General features: G+C 52.0%; 16 protein-coding genes. 13 read left to right on the forward strand and 3 right to left on the reverse strand.

Annotation, left to right across the window (positions count from 1 at the left end; translation table 11 throughout):
- Positions 1-2 precede the first annotated feature (2 nt).
- Complete coding sequence (locus AC50Y3_RS07535; protein ID WP_494818157.1) at positions 3-1,328, forward strand: MFS transporter; 1,326 nt, start codon at positions 3-5, stop codon at positions 1,326-1,328.
- A gap of 45 nt (positions 1,329-1,373) precedes the next feature.
- Here AC50Y3_RS07535 and AC50Y3_RS07540 read toward each other — a convergent pair whose 3' ends face one another.
- Entirely contained in the window at positions 1,374-1,991 is a 618-nt protein-coding gene (locus AC50Y3_RS07540) for a TetR/AcrR family transcriptional regulator (protein WP_494818607.1), read from the reverse strand.
- A 202-nt stretch (positions 1,992-2,193) separates the two neighbouring features.
- On the opposite strand from AC50Y3_RS07540, the gene AC50Y3_RS07545 reads away from it, so the two are divergent.
- The 9 genes from AC50Y3_RS07545 (at position 2,194) to AC50Y3_RS07585 (ending at position 13,819) form a co-directional block, all read left to right on the forward strand.
- Entirely contained in the window at positions 2,194-3,696 is a 1,503-nt protein-coding gene (locus AC50Y3_RS07545; protein WP_494818158.1) for a DHA2 family efflux MFS transporter permease subunit, read from the forward strand.
- Between the two features lie 17 nt (positions 3,697-3,713).
- Positions 3,714-4,475: an SDR family oxidoreductase gene (locus AC50Y3_RS07550; RefSeq protein WP_494818159.1), complete on the forward strand. Its 762-nt coding sequence runs from the start codon at positions 3,714-3,716 to the stop codon at positions 4,473-4,475.
- Between the two features lie 155 nt (positions 4,476-4,630).
- Positions 4,631-5,623 (forward strand): 3'-5' exonuclease, encoded by a 993-nt coding sequence (locus tag AC50Y3_RS07555; protein ID WP_494818160.1) that lies wholly within the window; start codon positions 4,631-4,633, stop codon positions 5,621-5,623.
- Positions 5,624-5,886: 263 nt separating this feature from the next.
- The gene (locus AC50Y3_RS07560; protein ID WP_494818161.1) at positions 5,887-8,103 is read left to right on the forward strand and encodes a hypothetical protein; all 2,217 of its coding nucleotides are present in this window, start codon (positions 5,887-5,889) and stop codon (positions 8,101-8,103) included.
- Between the two features lie 442 nt (positions 8,104-8,545).
- Entirely contained in the window at positions 8,546-9,673 is a 1,128-nt protein-coding gene (locus tag AC50Y3_RS07565; RefSeq protein WP_494818162.1) for a GntR family transcriptional regulator, read from the forward strand.
- Positions 9,674-10,016: 343 nt separating this feature from the next.
- The gene (locus AC50Y3_RS07570) at positions 10,017-11,201 is read left to right on the forward strand and encodes an enolase C-terminal domain-like protein (protein ID WP_494818163.1); all 1,185 of its coding nucleotides are present in this window, start codon (positions 10,017-10,019) and stop codon (positions 11,199-11,201) included.
- A gap of 12 nt (positions 11,202-11,213) precedes the next feature.
- Positions 11,214-12,011: an N-acyl homoserine lactonase family protein gene (locus AC50Y3_RS07575; protein ID WP_494818164.1), complete on the forward strand. Its 798-nt coding sequence runs from the start codon at positions 11,214-11,216 to the stop codon at positions 12,009-12,011.
- Entirely contained in the window at positions 12,008-12,787 is a 780-nt protein-coding gene (locus AC50Y3_RS07580) for an SDR family NAD(P)-dependent oxidoreductase (RefSeq protein WP_494818165.1), read from the forward strand. The genes AC50Y3_RS07575 and AC50Y3_RS07580 overlap by 4 nt, the downstream gene beginning before the upstream one ends.
- Positions 12,788-12,802: 15 nt before the next feature.
- A complete protein-coding gene (locus tag AC50Y3_RS07585; protein WP_494818166.1) occupies positions 12,803-13,819 on the forward strand; it encodes a zinc-dependent alcohol dehydrogenase in 1,017 nt (338 codons plus the stop codon).
- Positions 13,820-13,843: 24 nt separating this feature from the next.
- Here AC50Y3_RS07585 and AC50Y3_RS07590 read toward each other — a convergent pair whose 3' ends face one another.
- Both AC50Y3_RS07590 and AC50Y3_RS07595 read right to left on the reverse strand, forming a co-directional pair.
- Entirely contained in the window at positions 13,844-15,007 is a 1,164-nt protein-coding gene (locus AC50Y3_RS07590; RefSeq protein WP_494818167.1) for an ROK family protein, read from the reverse strand.
- Between the two features lie 73 nt (positions 15,008-15,080).
- Complete coding sequence (locus AC50Y3_RS07595; protein WP_494818168.1) at positions 15,081-20,597, reverse strand: DUF7507 domain-containing protein; 5,517 nt, start codon at positions 20,595-20,597, stop codon at positions 15,081-15,083.
- 189 nt (positions 20,598-20,786) lie between these two features.
- Here AC50Y3_RS07595 and xylA point away from each other — a divergent pair, with 189 nt between their 5' ends.
- The 3 genes from xylA to AC50Y3_RS07610 all read left to right on the forward strand — a co-directional run bounded on the left by xylA (position 20,787) and on the right by AC50Y3_RS07610 (position 25,629).
- Positions 20,787-22,100, forward strand: coding sequence for a xylose isomerase (xylA, locus tag AC50Y3_RS07600; protein ID WP_494818169.1), 1,314 nt, complete (start codon positions 20,787-20,789; stop codon positions 22,098-22,100).
- Between the two features lie 21 nt (positions 22,101-22,121).
- Positions 22,122-23,621: a xylulokinase gene (gene xylB / locus AC50Y3_RS07605; RefSeq protein WP_494818170.1), complete on the forward strand. Its 1,500-nt coding sequence runs from the start codon at positions 22,122-22,124 to the stop codon at positions 23,619-23,621.
- 277 nt (positions 23,622-23,898) lie between these two features.
- Positions 23,899-25,629 (forward strand): methyl-accepting chemotaxis protein, encoded by a 1,731-nt coding sequence (locus AC50Y3_RS07610; RefSeq protein WP_494818171.1) that lies wholly within the window; start codon positions 23,899-23,901, stop codon positions 25,627-25,629.
- Positions 25,630-25,637: the final 8 nt, after the last annotated feature.

Below are 25,637 nucleotides of genomic sequence, written 5' to 3' on the forward strand. Positions count from 1 at the left end.
ACATGAATGACAAAATCGTAATGCCGGTTTGGACGTTCGGTCTGTTCATCGTTGTGATGAATACGACGATGTTTAACGTGTCCATTCCGAGTATCATTCAAGATATTGGCGTTTCGGCGGTGCTTGGATCGTGGATTGTTTCAAGCTATTCGATCGGATATGCCTTATCAACGGTGATTTACAGCAGACTCTCCGACGTGCTGCCCATTCGAAGATTGGTGGCCGTCGGACTCTCGATTCTAGGTATTTCTTCTATAATCGGGATCCTGGCGACGAACTTCGAAACGCTCCTGCTCGCTCGTATCGCGCAGTCTGCCGGTTCCGGTGCGATGGCGGGACTTGGCCTTGTTCTCGCCAGCCGGTATATCCCTTATGAGAGACGCGGCAGAACGATATCGATGATATCGGCGGGCTCCGCTATGGCATTCGGACTTGGTCCGATTGTTGGCGGGCTGATCAGCGAGTACATCGGCTGGAACGGATTATTTGGCGTCACTTGTATCGTTCTTATCCTGCTTCCAATCCTGCTGCGCCTGCTTCCCAAAGAAGAGCCAAAGCCTTTCCGCTTTGACTTAATCGGAGCTGTCTTAACCGTCGTCAATGCTGCGGCACTTCTGATTGCCGTTACGCAGCGCTCATTCATCTGGTTTATTGCCGCCTTGTTGTCGATCATCGCACACGTCTGGCATCTTAAGCGCGGGAAAGAAACGTTCATCAACCCGCAGCTCTTAACGAAGCCGGCATACTTGAAGCTGCTTGTTGTTGGTTTCAGCATCTTGGTTATGAACCTCGGCAACCTGTTTCTAATGCCGCTGGCCCTTGCGAATCTATTCGACAAATCACCGCTGGTTATTGGCTTCACGATTGCTCCGGGAGCGGTGTTATCCGCCTTTCTGACACGCTTCATCGGACGATGGATTGATCAATACGGGAATGTACGGTTTCTGATCCTGGGGCACGGCCTGTTGGCATCCGTTATGATCCTGTTTAAGGAAGAGCTCGGCGCATCGCCGCTTATCATCCTAATCGGGTACCTGTTCTTCTCACCGGCGGCATCCGCTACATTGGCATCGTTAAACAATGAAACGTCTCGCATTTTACCGGCCGAGCTGATCGGCTCAGGTATGGGACTTATGCAGCTCATCCAGTTTTTCGGCGGCTCGTTGTCGGTTGCGGTTTGCGGCATGCTGCTTGAATTTCAAAAGAAATATTCACTCCTGCACGCTTATGAATATGTGTACGGCGTTCTAATTGCCGTTAGCATTTGCTCGTTATGCATGCTGCTCTGGTACTCGCTATCCGGTAAGCGTAAGGCATTGCCTGCTTAGAAGAAGCGGCGGACAAAGGTTACTACAACCTTGTCCGCCGTTTTGTTATGTATGGGTAGGATTCTGATGTAACCGGAACAGCAGGGAGAGCTGCTTAGCGAGATAAAGCGGCGTATAGGGCATATCATTGCGAAGCCAGCACACGATTGTGCCGATGAATGCGGAGGAGCCATACCAGATGGCAATGTCATTTGGAACGTTCAGCGTCGGTACAGACGAGGATGCTCGGTTCTCCGCACGCTTACTGATGATTTCAACCATGAGATTCATAAGGCGGTCAGTGAAAATGGATATCCGTTCGGAAGCAAGCAGCACCGTGTAAAATTTCGAATTTTCCGCGATATGTTCAAGAATCCGAAGCAATATGGTCCAATCCACCTCAACCTGAGGTTTCTCCGGCACTTCTCTTAAGATCGAATGAATTTCATGAATCATGTCATCGGCCATCTTATCCATCAGATCGGGAATATCCCGGTAATGAAGATAGAAGGTGACACGACTGATCGTGGAGCGTTCAGCTATCCGATTGACGGTTATTTTCTCAAGGTCATGTTCCTGAAGCAGGTCGATGAATGCATCCCGAATCAATTGGCGCGTTCGAAGTACGCGCGGATCCGTTCGTGTTGATTTTACCGGCAAGAGTTCAACTCCTTTTTTTACCATCTTGTTCACGACAATTAGGACCGCTTCGTAAAAGATGTTTCGTTTAGGCGACACAATCGGCGTATTCGTAAACTAATTAACATTTCTCGAAAAGCTGTTGCTTGTGATCGTGTAGTGCGGTGCTTATAATCTTACATTAGGTACATTATACAACAGTGTGTAAATTAGTTCAGAAAAGAATTTGAAGGGGGTTGAGCAATCCATGAGTCATTCTTCAGGCCTTGAGATTAGTTCCATAAAGAAAGGTCCGCTATTGTTTGTTATGATTCTCGGGGCGTTCATCGCGGTCTTGAACCAGACCATCATGAGCGTTGCACTGCCGGAGCTGATGATCGATTTTGACATTGCGGCATCTACCGCGCAATGGCTGACTACCGGTTATATGTTAGTGAACGGCGTTCTGATTCCGATCACAGCTTATCTCATGCAGCGGTTTACGACGCGTGAGCTGTTCCAGACGGCAATGATTATTTTTCTCGGGGGTACGATCGTTTCGGCAGTAGCACCTAACTTCGATGTTTTGCTTGCAGGCCGTTTGATCCAGGCTGCCGGTGCCGGAATTATTATGCCGCTTCTTATGACCGTAATCCTGACGGTTTTCCCTCCTGACAAACGGGGAGCAGCAATGGGGATGGTCGGTTTTGCTATTATTTTCGCTCCTGCAATTGGGCCTACATTAGCCGGTTATGTGATGGAGCATTTCTCATGGCGCACGATGTTTTATGGCATGATTCCACTCGCAGTAATCGTAATTGCAGTCGCTTTTGTTTTCTTGAAAAATGTGGCTGAACGACAGTTTCCTAAAATCGATCTATGGAGTGTACTGCTCTCCACAGTCGGATTTGGTGCCGTACTATACGGCTTCAGCAGCGCAGGAAGTAAAGGTTGGTCAAGCACGGAAGTTATTCTTTCGATCGTTGTTGGTGTGATCGCGTTGATTCTGTTCACATGGAAACAGCTGGTCTCCAAGGAACCGCTTCTTGAACTTCGGACGTTCAAATATAGTATGTTCTCACTGACGACCATTATTAATATTGCGGTTACGATGGTGATGTATGCGGATATGATGCTTCTGCCTCTGTATTTGCAAAATGCACGTGGTTACACAGCGCTGGAGTCTGGTTTGCTAATGCTGCCAGGTGCGCTTCTGATGGGCGTTATGATGCCGATCACAGGAAGATTGTTCGACAAATTTGGAGCGAAGTGGCTGTCCATTATCGGGATGGCAATTACGATCGGAACCACAATTGGCTTCGTGAATCTGACCGATTCAACCAGTTATACGTATCTGGTTCTGATGTCCACAGGAAGACGTTTCGGTATGGCGATGTTCCTCATGCCGATTACAACAGCCGGTTTGAACCAATTGCCTGCCAGACTCAATGCGCATGGTACAGCCATCTCCAATACGATTAAGCAAGTAGCTGGCGCAATCGGTACCTCCTTGCTGGTTACCGTTATGACGACCAGAACGAAGACTCATTTGCAGGATATGATGACTGCCGGCGGAGATGCTACACAGGAGCATATGATCATGGAGTCGTCCATTCAAGGAATTAACGATGCGTATCTAGTCATTATTGGCATTGGCGTTATCGGACTATTGCTATCTTTCTTCATTAAACGTACAGGTCAGGCTGTCGAAGAGAAGGCAGCAGCAGCAATTAATTTAGAACCTAAACCAGTTACTGTATCTAATCGATAACAAGGAGCAGATCATCCATGAAACTTCAAAATCAAGTAGCCGTTGTCACTGGAGCAGCATCAGGAATGGGGAAAGCAATCGCCGAATTGTACGCAAAGGAAGGCGCGAAGGTGATTGTCGCCGACCTTAACCTTGAAGGTGCGGAGCAAGTTGCGCAAGAGATCGTAAGTAACGGAGGAGTTGCTAAGGCGATTCAAGTTAACGTTGCGGTACTGGAAGACATTGAAGGAATGATTGAAACTGCCGTTAACGAGTATGGCACTCTCGATATTCTGGTTAACAATGCGGGCATTATGGATGGGTTTGAGCCAGTGGCGGATATACTAGATGAGAAGTGGGATCGCGTATTCGACATCAATACCAAAAGCGTCATGAGGGCTATGCGCAAAGCGATTCCAATTTTCCTTGAGAAAGGCAAAGGCGTCATCGTCAATACGGCTTCTACCGGCGGCTATAATGGCGGACACGCAGGTGCGATCTATACGGCTTCTAAGCACGCGGTTGTCGGCTTGACCAAGAATACAGGCTTTATGTATGCGAAACAAGGGATTCGTTGCAATGCGATCGCGCCGGGAGCGGTTATTACGAACATCGCATCTTCGATGAAGAACATCAATGAGTTCGGCCTCAGCCGTTCGCAGGCAGTGCAAGGATTGATTCCACGTGCGGGTTCGGCTGAAGAAATTGCTAAGGTTGCTTTGTTCTTGGCCTCCGATGATTCGAGTTTCTTGAACGGAACGGTTGTTACGGCAGATGCAGGATGGACTTCCGCATTCTAAGCGATCTTCTCCGACTATAGAGTAAAGCTTATGAAAAGAAGTAGTTTCCTCAAAAAAAGGAGGAGGCTGCTTCTTTTTTGCCTTATAATAAGGACAACCGTATGAGATTAAGTCACTAGCAGCAGAATCAGTTTATAAATCGGCAGGTGATTGTGATGTACAGGACCATTATTCTAGCTGCGAAGCTCTATGAACATAATTCCGAGACGCGATTGATGTTTTATTGCTGCATTCCCGGAGTCAAAGAGGGCTATATGGCGCTCAACGTGGGGGAAGGCAGGGCGGATTATGGATTTTGGAGCGGGCTTCATAAAGTCGTTGGCTTGCTGCATCGCACATACCGAAGCTACGGGATTCAGCTTGCTGTTTCAAAGTCGGCTCTTTCCTTGCACGGTTTAGCAAATAAGGAACAGGTCTCCGTCATGCTGGATGAGTTTGTTTCTTATGCTCCAACTAGCTGTGATTCCTATACCGACCGGCTTGATCTGCTCCATGACATTAGCATTGTCGATCAGATAAAGCCAGGCGTGCTCAAGGGCTACCCGGTTGCGGTGATCGCTGCAGCACAGTTGAATCCTCCTGTTGTAGTGAAGGAGAAACCCAAGAAGTACGATTACTACACGGAGCTTACGATGCCTGAAGAAGGTGTTGTGCTGGACTTTGAGACCACTTCGCCTATCGTGGAGTATGCCAAAATCATTGAAATCAGCGCCTTGAAATTTAAGAACGGACAAATCATTGATCGATTCCAAACACTGGTGAATCCCAAGCTGAAGCTTCCCAAACAAATTAGGGAGCTCACGGGCATTACCGATGAAGATGTTGCCGATATGCCGACTTCCTTTCAAGCCGTGAAACAATTGAACAAATTCCTCGCGGGTACTCCGGTGCTCGTCGGTCATAATGTGCAGTATGATTATCGCGTGTTGAAGGCGATGTGTGACAGAGCTAATATTCGAGTTTGGAAAGGCAAGCTGTTATGCACGATTAAGCAGGCAAGGCAGTTAAAGCTTCCCGTTGAGAGCTATGATTTATCAACCCTTTGCGATCGTTTCGGCATTCAAAATGAACGGCCGCATCGCGCATGGGCCGATACGAAAGCTACGTTCGAGCTTATGAAGTGCATCTATCAATCCCACCTTGTTTAATGAAGAAACCTCGATGCCGTGAATAGGGCATTGAGGTTTTTTGTTTGTGATGAGGGTAAGGAAAATTTATCAAAGTATATTTATTGTTAGGTTTCGGCGTGTTAAAGTATTGATAGTCGGAACATTAAGTTTAATTAGTATACTTAAATAATCGACGGATGGAAGGAGGTCATTAATACACGGCAGTGATTTCTGATTCTGTTTTGGAAGCGTTTACTCCACGGATGTGAGGCGACTATTCGAAAAGGGAAGAGGGAGATTGGATGGCTCTATCGATAAGGCTGACTTTCGGATCGAAATTGCTGAAGGCAATGCTGTTTGCAATTGTTGTACTCTGTTGTTTCTTTGTATGGAACGCGAAGGCGAGTGCAGCGGACTATTATGTGGATTGCTCTGCCGGATCCAATGGAACGGGCACGCAGGTATCCCCTTACAACAGCTTTAACTCGATAAACAGCATCGGTACGATGAGCGCCGGCGACCGTATTTTGCTCAAGAGCGGCGTCACTTGCAACCAGCAAATGACGGTTACCGGGCAAGGCACCTCGACAAACTACATTACGATCGATTCCTACGGCGGCACCGCTAAAGCGAAAATCATCCGCAACGGCAGCCAAAGCGATCGCGGCATTAAGCTGACGAATCCAAGCTATTGGAAAATCAACAATTTGGAGGTAGGCAGCGCCGGAACGGGCATTCTAGTTACCTTTTCGACAGCGGGGCATAATGATTTGTCCTTCACGAACTTATACTTTCATGACATCTACGGCATTCATCAAGGATCAGGCAGCGGCAATGATTCTACGGGGGATGCCATCTGGAACTCGGCAGGGATTGAGTTCACCTCCAAAACCTTCAACGCTTCGAACCCCGCCAGCACCTACATTGTAGATAACGTCACATTCGATACGATTGAAGGCACACGCAACTTGGATACGATATCGATCGACTGGTACAACTCCGGATATATGAATGCTACCGGCCACAAGGCAGCGGAGCATGTGTTGATGAACAATCTCAACATGCATGGCGACAATGCGGGCGGAGGCACCGGTTGCGATGATGGCATGCGGCTGACATCCGTTCGGTATTTAACCATGATTAACTCGAAGCTCGATGGAGAAGGCGGCTGTCACTCGGATACGGGAACGGCTGCGATCTATATTGCTTTTGTAAGCGACTCGTACATTCTGAACAGCATGTTCACGAACGTGCCGAACACATCCTCACCGGACGAAGTGGCCTTCGACTATGAGTGCTGCACAGACAATTTGCAAATCAACAATAACTATATTGCGGGCAACGCAGGTGCCGGTATCTCTTATTTGGCGATCCATCCGGGCCTCGGTTTGGAGACGAACAGCGTGGCAGGCGGCAATGTTTTCATTAACAACGGCAGCGGCTCCTTCCGCCGTGCAGGCAACTCCGATACACCAAGCGGAACGATCCGCGACAATCTGTATTCGGAGCCAAACAATTTCTTGTATCAGGACGGTGCTAATTACAGCGGTTTTACGCTCACCAACAACCTCCAAATTACAAACAGCAGCAATATCTATCATGCAGCCAAGCAGTTTAGCGCCACGCAAGGGAGCAGCAATTGGTCGTATAAAGCCTATAACGGCTCGACGTGGAGCAACCTCGGCTACTATGATACAGCGGGTAACATTTGGCAGGCTTCCTCCGTATCGAATGTGCCGCAGGTTTCTCAATTTGAAATGCATCCAGACACCGGAGTCGGCAAAATCGTTGCCCGCGCATGGACGGCGCCAACAAGCGGAACGGTCAGTATTCGCGGCCGCGTGCTGAAATCCGTCATCGCCGGCGGGGACGGCGTCGTTGCCCGCATCACGAAGAATGGCACACGCATTTGGCCGGCTGGAGGCGACCAAAGCATCGCGTACAATGACCGCTTCGGTTATGAGAGCAACCTCGATGGCGTTACGGTCGCTGCGGGAGATGAGATTCGATTCGAAATTACGAGCGGTTCAGCGGGCAGCAACCAGTACGATAATGTAAGCTGGTCACCGGCAGTCGCCTACACGGCTTCGAGCATCGCGGCGCAGTGGGATTTTGCAACGGCGGGCAGCACGGACGGCTGGGGCAACACGAATCAAATCAGCAGCAGCGTATCGAGCGGGATTTGGACGATCACTTCGAGTGGCGGAGATCCCTATTCCGTTGGCCCGAATAACCTCGGTATCGCTTCTTCTTATCGTTATCTCAAGATCCGCTTGAAGAACAATACGGCCGATACCGGCGCGAAGTTCTTCTTCATCACGAACGCTGATTCGACCTGGAATGAAGCCAAGTCCAAGACATTCACGACAGCTGCGAATATGGGCAGTTACACCGAGTACACGATCGACATGGGTACCGTGGCCGGCTGGAGTGGGACGATTAAATCCCTGCGCTTCGACCCATTCTCGACAACGGGCACGATGAACGTCGATTATATTTGGCTGACGAATACGCCATAGAAGTTGGCGGCGGAGAGTTGATGGTAAGCAGACAAAGTGGCTGGGCAGGAGGAGTAGATCCTGCTCGGTCACTTTTTTTTTTGTGTGAGTTGAGGGCAGCTCGGCATGGCTTACAGGGAAGCAGCGATCCGCCGCCGGAGTGGCTCAATAGACAAGTAGCTTGTCTAGGGATCTACATTGAGCGAGACTCGGATAAAGAGGGAACCAGTTACCGTTGATGAGCTAGAAAGGTTAGTTGCGAGCGCAAGAGGGGAACCAGTTACCGCTCTTGTCGTGTTATCTCTATCTCATGCCGCTCCACCTCAGGACCTCATCATGAAGAATAACCACTAACTTTTACTTGGTTTTTTGATAAAGTATACTATATAATCAAGTTAGAGATTTATAAGTATAATTTACTGTCCGCGCATTGGGTAGGAACCGGCAGAAGGGGTGTATTGGGATGAGAGAGACAATGCCGCTTTACAAGTTTATTGTGGAAGACATTAAAGAGAAGATCGGCAACGGCCAATTGAAGGACGGAGATGCGATACCGACGCAGATCGAGCTGGCCAAGTTGTACGAGACGAGCGAAATTACGTCGCGACGCGCGCTCAGCGAACTCGTCAATGAAGGGCTCGTTGTCCGCATTCGTGGCAAAGGGACGTTCATTCAGCTGCGAGACCCGCAGCAAGCCGAAGCTTCGGAGGGCGGCAAAATTGCGCTCGAGCAAATTGTGCTGATTCATCCGTCCGCCTCGCCGCATCTGTTTAACCATCCGTTTTATGCCAATTTTATTAGCGGCATTCATGCAGCTTGCGAAGAACATGACATCCGTTTCCAACTGCTCGACGTAAGCGAAAGCGATGGAATCGAGTCGAATCCGCTGGTCGGAGCTATCGTGCTGCCTGGCGCACCGGGCGCTCAAAATATACTGATTTCCCAACTGAAAGCGTGGAAAGAAGCCGACCTGCGCATGGTGCTGGCTCACTTTTACTTCCCGCAGCTTCAAATTCCGTATGTCATCGTCGATAATCTGACGGGCGGCTACCTGGCCACCGAGCATCTGATTTCACTTGGACACAAGCGCATCGGCATCATCGTAACGGGCCACTCCCTAATGGACATCAACCAAGAATTCTCGCTGCGCCTGCAAGGTTACAAGCTCGCCCTCTCTCAGCACGGAATCGCCTTCGATGAGTCGCTGGTATCGGTGATGGAGGCCAACGAAGAGCTGGAGGAGATGGGCTACGAGGGTGCCAAGCAGCTGCTGGCGCTTGAGAACAAGCCGACAGCGATCTTCGCAACGAGCGATTACAAGGCTTTCGGCGCCATTCGCGCTGGCAAAGAGCTCGGGCTGCGCATTCCCGATGAGCTCAGCATTGTCGGCTATGACGACGTCATTCAAAGCCGCTACACCTCGCCGGCGCTCACAACGGTCAATCAGAATACGGAGCGGATGGGTAAGCGCGCCGTTGAGTTACTGCTGAAGCCATGGAGTGAAAAGGCGATCGAAGAGTCTTTTGTGAAAGAGGAAATTGTACCAAAGCTGCTGGTTCGCAGCAGTACCACGCATTACTTCGCAACCTAATAAAAGTATACCTATATTCAAAATAAAACTATTATTGAAACTAAATAACATACATTGTATACTTAATTCGAAAGCGGCGCTGGGCTGCCACCCCTAATAGGAGCCCAGCGCTGCTCCTACCTCATGCAACCTCACAGACCACCACCCAACCAGCAGCAAATCAGACTCCCACACTGTTCAAACGCTCAGCTCACCGCCGCCGAATCGGAATGGAATCACTCAAGCAGAAATCCTCAGGATGCTTGATGCTTTTTGGCATGCCATGTTTTTGTAAACGCTTATATGCACGCAACTGCCAGGTGCTAGAATCACCCAATTAACAGATCAAGAGGAGGCTGCTTGAATGAAAATCGAGCATGTACGCGTCTTTATTGTGAATGGTGAGAAAGCTCATGCCCAGCAAGTGAGGCAGGGGAGCGTCAATACGGAGGGCTCCTGGTTGTCGGAAACGGTAATTGCGAATCCGATGTCCAATTACCCGGAATACTTCGACCGCAGGTCCAGCTGGCTTGGCATGGGAGGCCGTGTGATCGTGCAGATCATTGCCGACAATGGACTCGAGGGGTTCGGCGAGAGCACCGGAGGCATGGCGACGGCGTCGATCATTAACGAGCATATCAGCCGCATATTGCTGGGGAAGGATCCTTTTCAAATCGAGAAACTGTGGGACATGATGTTCAAAATCACGCTGCCTTACGGTCGTAAAGGCATTCCGATCATGGCCGTTTCCGCGGTCGATTTGGCGTTGTGGGATCTGATTGCCAAAGCCAGGCAAGAGCCGCTTTATGTCAGCTTGGGCGGCGCAACGAAGGACAAAGTGCAGGCTTATGTCACAGGAAATGAATCCGCCAAAATCAAAGACCGCGGCTTCATGGGCCAAAAGCTCGCCATGCCGTACGGTCCGTCCTCGGGCTGGGAGGGCATGAAGCGCAATGTGGCGCTGGTGGCGGAAACAAGGGATATTTTGGGTCCGGATATGGAAATTATGCTGGACTGTTATATGGCGTGGAATGTGGAATATACGATTCGGATGGCGGAGCTGGTCGCACCTTACCGCGTCAAATGGATCGAAGAGACGCTGCCGCCGGACGATATTGACGGCTACGCGGAGCTCAACCGCAAAGTCATCACTTCCGCTATTGCGACAGGCGAGCACGAATATACGCGTTACGGCTACCAACAGCTGATTCAAGCGCGCGGAGCTCAAATTCTGCAGCCGGACATTTGCTGGGTCGGCGGGGTATCGGAAGCGCGCAAAATTTGCACGATGGCATCCGCATGCAATCTGGAAGTTATTCCGCATGCAGGAGGCCTGCAGCCTTGGGCGCTGCATCTGATTTTCGCGCAGGTGAACATTCCGTATGCGGAGTTTGCTTATTACCATGGTGCGGATAAAACCAACTACGACGTCGTGTTCGATGGCGTACAGCTGCCGCAGGACGGATGGTTTACGCTGCCGGAATGCATTGGCACCGGACTTTCGCTGCGCGAAGGGGCACTTGAAGTGCTTGATGAGCTGACTAGATAGGAGGCATCCCAAGTGAGCGTCTATACGATCAAATGCTTGCGAACCGCGACGCACAGCGCGCCGAAACCGGTTTTTCTATTCATGGAAGGGTTCGGGGAGCAGGTGCATGTCAATTGCTATTTCTGGCTGATTCAAGGTGCCGGACGGAACATCCTTGTGGATACTGGGATGGGCGGTACGCATCAGCTCAGCTACGGCGGCGAATACGGTGAGGCGTTTCATAGACTCGATCAGAATAGTCATGCCGGTTTCCCGGTCGCCGAGGGTGAAGATACGATATCGCTGCTTGCAAAATGCGATGGCTTGCAGCCTCAGGATATCGATACGGTCATTCTGACGCATCTGCATTATGACCATATCGCCAACATTCCGCTCTTCGTCAACGCCAAGATCTACGTGAATCGCAGAGGCTGGGATTTTGCAGTCGAACGTGGCGTGCCGATCTTCGATACGTTCCCCCATGCCCTCCTTCGGTACATGGACAACGAAATGAAAGAACAGCTTACGCTCGTGCCGGACGAGGCTGAAATTGTGCCGGGTATTCGGGTTATCCATGTGGGCGGACATACACGCTGCTCGCAAGCGGTTCTGATTCAAATGGAGGGCGGCGTAGCCGCCATTACCGGCGATGTTGCATTTTTGTACGAAAATTTGGAGCGAGAGCATCCGATCGGATTCGGGTTCAGTGCGGAGGACAGCGTATATGCGATTCGCCGATTGAAGCGGGAAGCGGATATTTTGCTGCCTGGGCATGATGCGGCGATATTGGAACGGTATCCGGATGGATGGGTGAGGGGGAATCGACCTTGAACTTGGACTTGAGCTTGAGCGGGAAATTGCAGGGGCAAGTCGCAATTGTAACCGGCGGAAGCCGCGGCATCGGCAGGGGAATCTGCGGGGAGCTTGCCGCTGCGGGAGCGACGGTTATCGTGAATTACACCAGTCATGAGGAAGCTGCCCAAGAGGTGGTTGCCGAGATCCGGCAGCGCGGCGGGCAAGCAGAGGCGATTGGCGCGGACATTGGGGTTAAGGCGGAAATCGATCGCATGGTCAGCGATGTGAAATCGCGATATGGCCGCATCGATATTCTAGTCAATAATGCGGGCATTTGCCCATTTCGCGATTTCTTCGCTATCGAGGAAGAGACGTGGAATCGGACGATTGCCGTCAATCTGGCAGGCGCTTTCTTCTGTTCGCAGGCTGCCGGGGCAGTGATGCGGGAGCAAGGGCGGGGAGCGATCGTTCATATCAGCACGGTCACGACGATGCGGGGCGGACCCGAGCAGGTGCATTATGCGGCAAGCAAAGGCGGCATGAATTCGCTAACCTCGTCGATGGCAAACGCGCTTGGTAAGTACGGCATCCGAGTCAATGCGATTCTATGCGGCGGTGTGGCTACGGATATTAATCTTGAGCAGCGCAAGCAAGCCGGAGTACAGAGCGATGAATGGGCGTCGAATTTACCGGCCAGACGCGGGGGACGACCGAGCGATCTCGGGAAGGCCATTGTTTATCTGACATCGCCGGATGCAGAGTGGGTCACCGGTGCTTTGCTTGCTGTCGACGGCGGCGCACTGATCATGTAATAGGGGAAAGAGGAGATGGCCATGAAAGCAGTCATGTGGACAGGACCGGAGCAAATGTCGTTCATTGATTTGGCTTTACCGGAGCCGAAGGAGCAGGAAGTCGTCATCAAAGTCAGCCATGCGGGCATCTGCGGATCTGACCTGGAGGGGTATCTCGGGCATAACAGCTTGCGGCATCCGCCGCTGCTGATGGGCCATGAATTTGCCGGTGAAATTATCGGCGCTGCTGCAAGCTTCGCGGTAGGCGAGCGAGTTGTCGTGAACCCGCTTATCCATTGCGGAACATGCCCGCGCTGTGTTCGCGCGCAGTATAACCTATGCGATCGCAGACAAATTATCGGCATCCACCGTCCCGGTGCTTATGCGGAGCAAATTGCAGTGCCGGCGGCACAAGTGGTGCGCATTCAAGATGCGCTCTCCTATCGCCGAGCTGCGTTGGCCGAGCCCTTGGCATGCTCCCTGCGCGCAACCAGGCGGGCAATGGCGACTGTTCCGTTTGGCAATGTGGCCATTATCGGAGCAGGGGCAATCGGATTGCTTTGTGCGTTTACGGCACGTTTGCTGGGAGCGGGCAAAGTGTTCGTGCTTGATAACAATCCGCTGCGGCTGGAACTGGTCTCACAAATGGGCTTCGACGGCGCAGTAGACAGCACAAGCGATTCATCCCTTGCTGCTATGAGGCAGGCGACGAACGGCAAAGGCATTGATATCGTCATCGATGCGGCAGGGTTCAGCGTAACGCGAAGCCTGGCGAAGGCAATCGTCAATACCGGCGGTACGATCATGAATATCGGGCTCGGCAGCGCTGAGTCGCCGCTTCCGATCAACGATATGATTCGCTGCGAGACGAATGTACTCGGTTCATTCTGCTATACGCCGCAGGATTTCGCCGATGCACTGGAGCTGCTGAGCGAAGGGAAAGTGACCGAGGAAGGCTGGACAACAGAAAAACCGCTGGAGGAAGGACCGAGAAGCTTCCAGCGGCTTGTGAAAGGTGAAATTCAATACGGTAAAATCATTCTGGCCGTCTAGGCGAAGGGAGCGAAAAGCTGTACATCAGCTCTCCTTCATCTTGGTCAAAAAAGCGGAAATCGCATAATGAGCGGCTCCCCGCACAGCAGACTTGTCACCTTGCTCCGCATAGAGCAGGCGGAACTGTTCCCGGTGATAAGCAAGCGCGCGGCTGCCGACCGTAGCGGCGACGGCATCGCGAATCCACGGTTCCGCGCGGCGCATCCGGTTGCCGATGATCACAACATTCGGATTGAACACATTGACGATGTTCGCAATCCCCGTTCCGATCCATTCCCCGATACGATGAAACAGGGCGATGACTTGCTCATCGCCTTTTTCGGCCGCGCCGATAAGAGCATCCAAATCCGTAAGCCCAAGCGGCTCCGCCTGTTCAAGCAGCGCGTTCTCGGAGGCATACAGCTCCCAGCAGCCGCGGTTGCCGCAGCGGCATGGCGTGCCATCCGCCATAACGGAGAGATGGCCAAGCTCACCGGAGAAGCCGGCCGCCCCTTTGTACAGCTCCTTGTTCAAAATAATGCCCGTCCCGATCCCGATCCCGATACTGACATAAATCTGATTCGCAATGCCGCGTCCGGCGCCGTATTTCTGCTCACCCTGCGCCCCGGCGTTCGCTTCATTGTCGATCGTGGCCGGCACACCGAAGCGTTCCTCGATCATCGCCCGTAGCGGAACCTGCGGCCAAGACAAGTTAGGGGCGAATAAGATCGTGCCCTCGCCATTGACGATCCCTGGCACGCCGATCCCAATGCCAACTAGACCGTAAGGACTCGCAGGCATGGATGACTTCAGCTCTTCGATGCAATCCATCAGCTTCGGCAGCACAATATCGGCCTCGTGATTGTCGATGGTCAGCTCGCGTTCGAGCACGACGGCGCCTTCCAGATCCGTCAAGATGCCGCGGATATAATTAACCCCAAGATCAATGCCGATCGCGTAACCCGCACGGGCATGGAATAAGAGGAGAAACGGCTTGCGGCCGCCGCTCGATTCACCGGGGCCGATGTCGAGCACGAGATGGCGGTCGATCAAATCCTGCACGAGGCTCGACACCGTCGCTTTGTTCAGCCCGGTCCGCTCTGATATTTGGGCACGTGAAAGAGGCGCGTGACGAAGCACCGCCTCCAGCACGATTGCTGTATTCATTTGTTTGACTAAGGTCAAATCTCCGGTCTTCTTAATGGCCATAACGTCCCCCGAATCCGCCTTGCGGATGATTTGGGTACGATTTTACCACGCGGAAGATGAAGTTGCACTTTTTTTATTCCTCGTCGTCGTATACCTCAACGATCCACACATTCGACTCCGCTGTGCCGCTGACCGAATGTCCGCCTTCTGAGAACGTAAAGCTGGCATGCGCCTGGTTCTCTAATTTGTGGCCCGGCGGCTCCAGTTTTACCCTAGCCTTGAACGAAACCGTCGCGAATGTACCGGCTGGTATCGTGCCAATTGGAATTCCAGGGAAGCCCGGAGTAGCATCAGGCAGCCGTTCGCCGTTGACCGATACACTGCCCGGAATAAAGGCGGCTTCCATCGGAAGCGGATCTCGCAGTACTACGTTGTGTGCCGCATATGGCGTCGGATTTCGAACAACAAGTGAATACGTGATGCGATCGCCGACAACAACGGAGATGGCACTTGATGTTTTCTCGACAAGCAGACCTACGACCGTAACGAGCGCGCGCGCCTCGGAAGGAGCCGTTTCGTTCGAGCTGATCACAGCCGTGTTGGCGACTTGGGAACCGATCTGTACATCCTGAGGCAGGATGAACCACAGTGATCCTCGTTGATTCGCGCCAGGCGTCAGTTCATCCAGATGGAAGTCATACCGGGCTGCTGAATCGGCCAAATGAATATGATGCAAGGTGACGTTTCCGCTGTTGATGAAGAACAGTTCCATTCGTAGCTTGCCGCCCGGAATTCCGATAATCGGCAGTCTCTTGGTCAAATCAAGCCGTGGCTGCGGAAGGACGAGCACGGATCTCTCCGCGACGGCAGGCGGTGTTTCGCTGGAAGTTACCGTCACAACGTTGGTGATAATGGTGTTCGCCAATGTGCCCGCTGGTACGATGTAGTTGGATCGAAGTGTAAAGGAATCACCGATATCCAAGGTGCTGATCGTTTCAATGATGCCAATCAGCGGATCGCTTAACACCAAATTCGTCAAAATCGCATTGGAGGTATTGGTTACCGTCGTTTCGAACGAAATCGTTCCTCCCGGCAGCACTTCCGTTTGCGCCGAAGTCTTCCGAACATCAAGCGAGTAAACCGGCAAAATATCCAGATTCGTCATGGCCTCTTGCGGGGTGGTTTGGTCAGAGACGGCCACAACGGTATTGAATATTTTGGTTCCCGCAGGTATTCCGAGAGGGACTAGATACGGAACGTTCAGTAGAACAGAATGTTGAGGTTCCAGCTGCGAAATGATTTCATTCAGATTGAGTAAGGTATCCGTTAACCGAACACCGGTTAAAGCAACGTTGCCTGTATTGGTGACCGTGATCAAATAATTGACGATCTGTCCAGGGGTGGCGGTTCTCGTACTCTCACGTTTCTCTAAACTCATGGAAGGAGCAGCGGCCACGGTAACGGCAGCGTCGGCGGAAGCGGGCAGCGTCTGGTCTGAGGTTACGGTTGCGACATTGTCAATAATTGTGCCTGCAGCCGTTTGCGCAGGAATCACGTAATCGACCGTAACGGTTCGTGTCACTCCTGCAGGAATGAGCGGAGCAACAATGGATAAGCTAAGCAGCTCATCGGTAAGCATCACATTCGTTAAATCAATTGCTGAAGTATTGATGACCTCAATCGTGAATGTAACGGTTTCGCCCGGAGCGGCCGAAGCAGGGCTGACCGACTTCGTAATGGAAATGCTGGCCGGCGTATTTACGCTAATCGATGCGGATGCCGTGGCCGGCGTCGGAGTTTGATCCGAGACGACAGATGCCGTATTCGTAATGACCGTTCCGGGAGGCACGGGAGGGACTAGGAATTGCACGATGGATGGCACGCTTTGGCCGATCGCGAGCAATGGAATCAATTCCGCAAAGCCAAGTGTCGGATCGGTAACCGATACATTCGTCAGCGGTACGTTGCCGGTATTCGTGACCGTAATGGTGTAGTTAATAAGGTCACCCGGCAAGGCGGTCTGTTGACTGGCCGTCTTGGTCAAAGTGACTGACGGAATCCCGTTCACCGTGATTGTTGCAGTGGCCGTCTGGGTTTCACCGAGCGCATCGACGAAGACGGAATTGACGATTAACGTGCCTCCGGGTGTACCAAGCGGAACCGTATAAGGCACGCTGAGTGTATAGGCGCTTTGTGGCGGCAGTTCAGCCAATGTCTCGCTGATCCCAAGGACAGGGTCCGTAATAAGAATATTGGTCACGAGCGCGCCGGAGTCGTTAAACACAATAATCGTATAAAAGATCGTTTCGCCCGGATCAGCGGTTAACGTGCTGACAAGCTTCTGCACTTTAATATCTCCGGCGGGAATCGGCAGTATTTCGACCGTGGCGCTTGCCGTGCGATCGCCGGTCTGTATGCTGCTCGCAGTCGCTGTGTTCACAATCGTCGAGCCGGGAATGGCATCCTCCGGAATGGTGAACGGAATCATATACGTCCGAACCGTGTTAGGATCAAGCTCCGTAATCACGGTCTGCAGGCCAAGGACGGGGTCCGACACCTGAACATTGAAGAGGGGTACGTTGCCTGTATTTTCAACCTCGATGGTGTACGTAATGGTTTGACCCGGCAAGGCTGTTGCGAAATTGACCGACTTCGTAATCGTCATATCAAACACATTCTCGGTGGTAACGGAAGCTGATGCGGAAACCGGAGGCGTCTGGTCGGAGGAGACCGTTACGGTATTCACAAACACGGTTCCTCCAAGTGCCTCAAGCGGAATGGTGAAATCTGCATGGATCGTTCGGGATTCACCCGGTGCGAGACTGTCGAACGTATAGTCCAAATTGAAGAACTCATCAACGAGCAGCACGTTCGTTAATACGACCGCTGACGTATTCGTCAGCATAATCGTGAATGTGACCGTTTCTCCCGGAAGCGCGGTAGGCTGACTTACGACCTTGGTGAGCGAAATGGTCGGCGGCGTACCGACGGTTACAAAAGCGTCGGCGAACACCGGAGTCGGCGTCTCGGTTGATGTTGCGTTAGCCACATTATGAATGATCGTTCCCGGCGGCAAAGCCGGAATTGCGGATGGGACGTTGAACACGGCCTGCCCGCCTTGCGCGATAAGCGGAATCGTAGTATCCACGCCAAGAAGAGGATCTTGAACGCGGACTTGCGTCAAGCTCGTGTTACCGGTATTGGTGACGGTAAACGTATAGGTGAGTGGCGTACCCGCCGGACCGCTGGTTGGCACGACGGCTTTGGCTAAGTTAAGCGATGGAACGGCCGCGATAATAACCATCGTCGTTGCCGTTGTCGGCTCGGTCTGATCAGAGTCGGCTGTTGCGGTGTTCGTCAAGATGGTCCCGGCAGGCGTGCCAGCAGGAACTGTGTATTGAATGTCATACATACATGTAGCGCCGTCAGGGAAAGTCGCGATCGTTTCCGTAAAGGACAGCAGATCGTCCGTAATGGTGACATTTGTCAGATCGGCATTGGAAGTATTCGTGACCGTAATGGTGTAGTTGATTATTTGCCCGGGTACGGCTGTACTCACATCCGCTTTCTTATCCAGCGATAAGCTATATACCGCTGCGACAACCACTTCGGCCGTTGCAGAAATTGCGGGAGTTTGATCGGTTATTACGGTTGCGGTATTGATGATCTTCGTCCCAGCCGGCGTACCAAGCGGAACCAAATAAGAGGCATTTGCGACATAGTTGCCGCCAACCGGAAGAATAGGCACCGTGACGGAGAAGGACAATACCGGGTCGGTAATGAAGACATCGGTAAGCGGGATGTTGCCCGTATTGGTTACCGTAATGTCGTAGAAGACGGTTTCGCCCGGGGTTACCAGCGTCGCGCTTGGTGTTTTGGTTATTGTGACGCTGGGGGCAGCGAGGATGGTGACATCCGTACTCGCCGTTTGTGTACCAAGCGAAGAGACGAGTGTCGCGGTATTGTGAATGACCGTGCCAGCAGGTGTTCCGGCGGGAACCGTATACATGCCATGAAAAACGACCGTCGTTTGCGGATCGAGCTTCGCAATCGTTTGATTGACCTGAAGCAGCGGATCTGTCAGCACGAGATCGAACAGTGTCGTTGCTTTCGATTCATTGCTGACGGTAAGGGTGTACGTTATGGTTTGGCCCGGTACTGCAGTGGCAGTATCCGCTGACTTGGTTAATACGACAGACGGCGTTTCGGTGATGAATACAGTAGCCATAGCGGTGAGGGTTTGAGGTAAATTGCTTGCCGTCAATGTGGCGGTGTTCACGAAGTTGCTGCCAATCGGCGCGTTTGGCGGAATGACGAACGGCACGGTCGTCAGCTGCCCATTCGTCGCTGTCGGAAACGTCACATCCAGGCCAAGGACCGGATCGACCAGATGCACATTCTGCAAGGTAACCGCATCCGGTAGGACAAGTGTAAAGGTATACGTGACCGTATCACCCTGCATAGCCGAGGTAGGCTGTACGGATTTAATCAATTGGGCGTTTATCGGTCCGGTTATGTTGATGGTAACGGATGTGGATAGCGGAGGTGTTTGGGCCGTTTGTACCGTAGCGGTATTTAAGTAGCTGGTACCAGGGGCACCGGGCTTGATCACGGATTGGATGGTAAACGTTGCTGATTGCCCGGCCAGGAGTTCCATGATCGTTTGATCAAACGACAGCTCTGGATCGGTAATGTGGACATTGGTCAATGTGCCGGCGCCTGTGTTCGTAACTTTAATGACATAGGTAAGAGGAGTTCCCGGAGGACCGCTTACGGAACTGCCTCCATTGACGGTCTTCTCGATCTTCACCCTTGGCGTACAGAACACTTCCGGCAAGCAGCCTGTAAATGGGACATGATGCTCTTCGATCGAGCCTGTCGTATTCGTCAGCGAATCGACGACAATCGTACCGTCGATGTTGCCAAATCCGGATGCGCTCCACGCAGCGAATGGTGCGAGTACAGAGCCTTTAATCGACAGGTTGAGGTTGAACGCATTTTGCGCTTGGAAGAAATTCCATAGAATGACGGCCCCGTTCGATGGGGAGGATTGACCGCCGTTGATGAAAATCGCATAGCTCCCGAAGCCGACATTGGTCCCGGAAATATTCACAAGTACAGTGGAGCCGGGCGGCGTGATGATATTGATGCCGTTTGCGGTGGACAGCGAAACGCCTGAGCCCGCTACGTTATTGCCGTTGATGTTGAAAATATTCAGGGTAGGGCTGTTACCGCTTAACACGATTTGGCCGAAGTTGACGAAGGCGGTTCCGTTCGGACTAAGGGTGCCCCAGGAGCTTGAAGCACAGGTCAAATATTGCTCGGCCGCTGCAAAATCGACAGGCGTGGCCCGGAAAGGCTGACCGGTAACGCCGTTATTGTTCGTCATCGTGTAGTTGATTATCGTACCGGTAGGGCTGATGACGCTGTTCCCGTTGAAATTGGTCCCGCCGATAATATTCATATTGCCGCCGACGATCAAGTCGGCACGCGTGGTCGATGAGGGAAGTGCATTGCCTATACCGTAGCTGTTGTAGGTTGCGTTGCCGCCAACCGCAACGCGCCCGCCGGAATCGACGAAGGATTGGGTATGGTTCCCCAGCACGAATACGTTAAAATCGTTTGCCACGCCTAAATTGCCGCAGGCCATCCATGTTCGCCTCCTATACAGAAAATAAACTATGTACAATGTATGCGAGCAAGCCGGTATGAATGCCTGTATTTGGGATGGAGGATTTTAATAAAAAAACATACTTTGTTTAGTAGACAAACTAAGTTTGATGATGCTAGAATAGCTGTAAGAGCGTTTTCAATACATCCATTCTAGGAGGAATTATTCATGGCTTATTTTCAAAATATCGGTAAAATCGCGTACGAAGGCAAAGGTTCCGACAACCCGCTGGCATTCAAACATTACAATCCTAAAGAAGTAGTACTTGGCAAAACCATGGAAGAGCATCTGCGCTTTGCGGTTGCTTACTGGCATACATTCACTGGAGCAGGTTCCGATCCGTTCGGCGTAGGCACTGCGGTTCGCGGCTGGGATTCCGCTAATGAGATGGACCAAGCGAAAGCTCGCGTTGAAGCGAACTTCGAATTCCTGAACAAAATCGGCATTCCTTACTTCTGCTTCCATGACCGCGACATCGCTCCTGAAGGCGCGACGCTGGCTGAAACAAACAAGAACCTTGACATAATCGTGGACCTGATGGAAGAGAACATGAAGGCTTCCGGCGCGAAGCTGCTGTGGAACACGGCGAATATGTTCACGAACCCGCGTTTCGTACATGGCGCAGGCACAACATCGAATGCAGATGTGTTCGCTTATGCCGGTGCGCAATTGAAGAAGAGCCTTGAAGTGGGTAAACGTCTCGGCGCTGAGAACTATGTATTCTGGGGCGGCCGCGAAGGCTACGAAACGCTTCTTAACACAGATATGGCGCTTGAGCTCGATAACCTGGCACGTTTGCTTCACATGGCTGTTGCTTACTCCAAAGAAATCGGATTTGGCGCTCAATTCCTGATCGAGCCGAAGCCGAAAGAGCCGACTAAACACCAATATGACTTTGACGCGGCAACGACGATTGCGTTCCTGCAGAAGTATGATCTGAAAGAATACTTCAAGCTCAACCTTGAAGCGAACCATGCAACGCTTGCCGGCCACACCTTCGAGCATGAAATCCGCGTTGCCGCTATCAATGGCATGCTTGGCTCGCTCGACGCGAACCAAGGCGACTTGCTGCTCGGCTGGGATACAGATGAATTCCCTACAGATCTGTACTCCACAACGCTTACCATGTATGAAGTGCTTAAAGCCGGCGGTATTGGCAAAGGCGGCGTAAACTTCGACGCTAAAGTACGCCGTGGCTCTTTCGAAGATGTGGATTTGTTCCTTGCTCACATCGCAGGTATGGACACGTACGCTTGGGGTCTGAAAGCAGCTGCGAAGCTGATCGACGAGAAAATCATCGACAACATCGTGGACAATCGTTACCGCAGCTTCAAAGACGGCATCGGTGCCGAAATCGTTGCCGGCCGCGCTACACTGCAATCGCTTGAGCAATACGCAATGCAAAACAACACGATCAAGAACGAATCCGGCCGTCTTGAGCGGATCAAATTGGTGCTGAACGAAGTTATCTACAGCGTTTAAGTCGAGGGGGTCCATTAACGCATGTCCTATGTTATCGGAATTGACCTTGGTACAAGCGCCGTCAAAGCGCTTCTCCTGGATCGGAGCGGCACTGTAGCTGCCGAAGCTTCCCGCGATTATCCGCTGTATCATGAACACTCCGGCTGGAGCGAGCAAACGCCGGATGACTGGGTGGAAGGTACAATCGGCGCGCTTCGCGAGCTCGTGGAGCAATCCGGCGTACCGGCTGATGCGATTGAAGGCATCAGCTTCTCCGGTCAAATGCATGGCTTGGTGCTGCTGAATGCTTCAGGAGATCCGGTTCGCAAAGCCATTCTATGGAACGATACGCGCACAACGGTGGAATGCCGCGAGATTGAAGCATTAGTGGGCCAAGAGCTGCTGCTTACGGTAACACGTAATCCAGCGCTTGAAGGCTTCACGCTGCCGAAGATTCTATGGGTGCGCAAGCACGAACCGGAAGTCTTCGCGCAGGCGGTTTCGTTCTTGCTGCCGAAGGATTATGTGCGTTATCGCCTAACAGGCGCACTGCACATGGACTTTTCGGATGCAGCAGGCACCTTGCTGCTTGATGTAGCGAACAAATGCTGGAGCAGCGAGGTGCTCGAAGCGGTCGGTCTTCCGGCTTCCTTCGCGCCGCCGCTAGTGGAATCCCATGCGTTGACCGGCACATTGCTGCCTGATCAAGCTGCAGCTTCCGGTCTAACCGAGAGCACGAAGGTGTTCGCGGGCGGTGCGGATAATGCTTGCGGAGCCATTGGCTCCGGTATTCTGCAAGAGGGGCTGACGATGTGCAGCATCGGCACCTCCGGCGTCATTCTTTCGTTCGAGCAAGGCAGCGGCAACGATTTCCGCGGCAAAGTGCATTTCTTCAACCATGGGAAAGAGAATGCGTTCTACGCGATGGGCGTTACGCTTGCGGCAGGCTACAGTCTCAGCTGGTTTAAGAATACGTTTGCCAAAGGGGAATCGTTCGAAGAGCTGCTTGCCGGTATTGGCGACGTGAAGCCGGGTGCTAACGGACTTCTGTTCACTCCCTACCTAGTTGGTGAGCGTACGCCGCATGCCGATTCGGTCATTCGCGGCAGCTTCATCGGAATCGATGGTTCGCATGAACGGATTCATTTTGCCCGTGCTGTTATGGAAGGCATTACGTTCTCGCTGAATGAATCGGTGGATTTGTTCAGACAAGCCGGCAAAACGGTCGATACCATCATTTCCATCGGCGGCGGTGCGCAGAACCCCGTGTGGCTTCAAATGCAGGCTGATATTTTCGGTGCGGATGTCGTATCCTTGGAGAACGAGCAAGGTCCGGGGCTTGGTGCGGCGATGCTCGCAGCTTATGGCTGCGGATGGTTCGAAAGCTTGGAAGCTTGCGCGGAACTATTCGTCAAACGCGCTGCTGTTTATCATCCGGATCCGGCTGCTGTCAGCGCCTATGCAGGGCTGTTCCGTATCTATCAGGACGTTTACGCGCAGACGAAATCGTTGAACGCAGGATTGCAGCCTTATCGCAATTAGATGTCTTTGATGAAGCCGCTTCTCTCGAAAGTTGAGAGAAGCGGCTTTTTTTGCTGAGAGTGAAAATTCTTCTTTCTTTAATTATTTCACTTTAAGCAAAAATATGGTAGATTAACAAAATAGGTATTTGGCGCTAAAATGAAGGTTTTACTTGGCATTTCGTGAAAACGAAAAATGTCGAAAAATGTAATTATTAAAGTGAACAATTTCCAAGTATACTGGAAACATTACTGAAATTAATGGCGTTAACTTATCTGGGGCAGAGGCGGAGATCAACATGGGGAAGAAGAATGGAAAGGTTAGATTTACGGTTGGAGCCAAGCTGATGATTTCCTTTATCAGCGTTCTGCTTTTGCTGCTTGTGAATGGAGTATTGAGCTCCCTCATGATGACCAAAATTAATGACAACACGAAGCTGATTGCGGATAAGTGGCTTGTAGGCGTCGAAACGATCAACAACATCAACTACATGGCGGATCATGTGCTCACGCTGCAGTACAAGATTCTTCTTGAAACCAATGCAAGCTTGAAGAAGCAATATGTCTCCGATACCGAAGCGACGGTTAAGAAAGTCGATGAGAGTCTCGCAGCTTACAAAGCGATTATGACGGCGGGGGATCAGACGGATCTGGAGCTGTTCACGAAGCTTGAGGAAGCGTGGAAAGGCTACCAGGACGTGACGATGAAAGTGTCCGCGAGCAACAAGCAAGCGCTGAGCACCGAAGAGATCGTTACGCTGATGAAAGATTCGGAGCATTCCTATTCGGCGATTCAGAGCAGCATAGATTATTTGGTCCGTAACAACCATACCGGCGCAGAAGAGGCGAAAGCGCAAAACATCACCATTAATGGGCAATCGCTGCGGACAAGCCAAATTGCGCTGGTTGTCGGAACGATTCTGGTCATCTTCCTGACCTGGTATGTGCGCAGAACGATATCGAAGCCAATTAAGCAAGCGGCTGTCGTTGTCAATGAAGTCGCAAGCGGCAATTTGGTTACGCAGATGCCGAAGATTCGCAATAAGGACGAGATCGGCGCTTTGTTTAACTCGCTCTCCGGTATGATTCTGCAATTGCGCTCCGCCATGCAAGGCGTACAGGAAGCGTCGGCAGGCATTGCCTCTTCTTCTCAGCAGATGCTGGCAATCTCGGAGCAGAACGCAGGCTCGTCGCAGCAAGCCGCTGAATCGGTTGCGGAGATGGCTGCCGGAACAGAGGTCACCTTGCAGCGATTCGAGGAAGTAAGCAAGACGACGCAGGATCTTGGCGAAGGCATCAATCGCATTGCGGAATCGACCTCGCTTGTTGCGAGCTTATCGGCAGACGCCAGCCGTCAGGCAGCGATCGGGCATGAAGCGGTCTCGCAGGCAATGGTACGTATGTCGGCTATTCACGATACCGTGCAGCAAGCAACCGAGCAAGTTAACCGACTCGAAATGCATACCCGCAACATTGGCGGCATTTCGAAGCTGATCGGTGAAGTGTCGAAGCACACGAACTTACTCGCTCTGAATGCGGCGATTGAAGCTGCTCGCGCAGGCGAGCATGGCCGCGGTTTTGCCGTAGTCGCGGACGAGGTTCGGAAGCTGGCGCTTCAAACGTCGCAAGCGATCGAAGAGATTGAGCAAGTCATCGAGCATGTCACGAGCGATACCCTTACAGTCGTGGAAACGATGCGCTCGAGCTCCGTAGAAGTGGAAGCCGGCCTGCGCAGCGTGCGTGAAGCGGGAGCATCCTTCGCCGGCATCGCAGCAGCGTCGGAGCGTGTATCCGGTCAGGTGCAAGAGGTGGCAGCAGCGTCGGAGCAAATGGCAGCAGGCTCGGAGCAGGTCATCAGCTCGATGCAGCGTCTGCAGGAGATTGCAAGAAACAGCTCCGAGACGGCGATGACGGTGGCAGCTACGACAGAGGAGCAGACGGCATCCGCGGAGCAAATCGCGATTTCCTCCCGTTCGCTGAGCGATATTGCGCTTGAGATGAATGAGTTGACAGCGAAGTTCAAACTATAACCGTCTGA

Source organism: Paenibacillus sp. J22R98 (assembly GCF_059383835.1).

Coding starts and splice junctions, on each gene's coding strand:
- xylA (WP_494818169.1), top strand. CDS start 20,787: ATGGCTTATTTTCAAAATATCGGTAAAATCGCGTACGAAGGCAAAGGT.
- AC50Y3_RS07560 (WP_494818161.1), top strand. CDS start 5,887: ATGGCTCTATCGATAAGGCTGACTTTCGGATCGAAATTGCTGAAGGCA.
- AC50Y3_RS07535 (WP_494818157.1), top strand. CDS start 3: ATGAATGACAAAATCGTAATGCCGGTTTGGACGTTCGGTCTGTTCATC.
- AC50Y3_RS07550 (WP_494818159.1), top strand. CDS start 3,714: ATGAAACTTCAAAATCAAGTAGCCGTTGTCACTGGAGCAGCATCAGGA.
- AC50Y3_RS07590 (WP_494818167.1), bottom strand. CDS start 15,007: ATGGCCATTAAGAAGACCGGAGATTTGACCTTAGTCAAACAAATGAAT.
- AC50Y3_RS07540 (WP_494818607.1), bottom strand. CDS start 1,991: ATGGTAAAAAAAGGAGTTGAACTCTTGCCGGTAAAATCAACACGAACG.
- AC50Y3_RS07555 (WP_494818160.1), top strand. CDS start 4,631: ATGTACAGGACCATTATTCTAGCTGCGAAGCTCTATGAACATAATTCC.
- AC50Y3_RS07595 (WP_494818168.1), bottom strand. CDS start 20,597: ATGGCCTGCGGCAATTTAGGCGTGGCAAACGATTTTAACGTATTCGTG.
- AC50Y3_RS07565 (WP_494818162.1), top strand. CDS start 8,546: ATGAGAGAGACAATGCCGCTTTACAAGTTTATTGTGGAAGACATTAAA.
- AC50Y3_RS07545 (WP_494818158.1), top strand. CDS start 2,194: ATGAGTCATTCTTCAGGCCTTGAGATTAGTTCCATAAAGAAAGGTCCG.
- xylB (WP_494818170.1), top strand. CDS start 22,122: ATGTCCTATGTTATCGGAATTGACCTTGGTACAAGCGCCGTCAAAGCG.
- AC50Y3_RS07585 (WP_494818166.1), top strand. CDS start 12,803: ATGGCCATGAAAGCAGTCATGTGGACAGGACCGGAGCAAATGTCGTTC.
- AC50Y3_RS07610 (WP_494818171.1), top strand. CDS start 23,899: ATGGGGAAGAAGAATGGAAAGGTTAGATTTACGGTTGGAGCCAAGCTG.
- AC50Y3_RS07570 (WP_494818163.1), top strand. CDS start 10,017: ATGAAAATCGAGCATGTACGCGTCTTTATTGTGAATGGTGAGAAAGCT.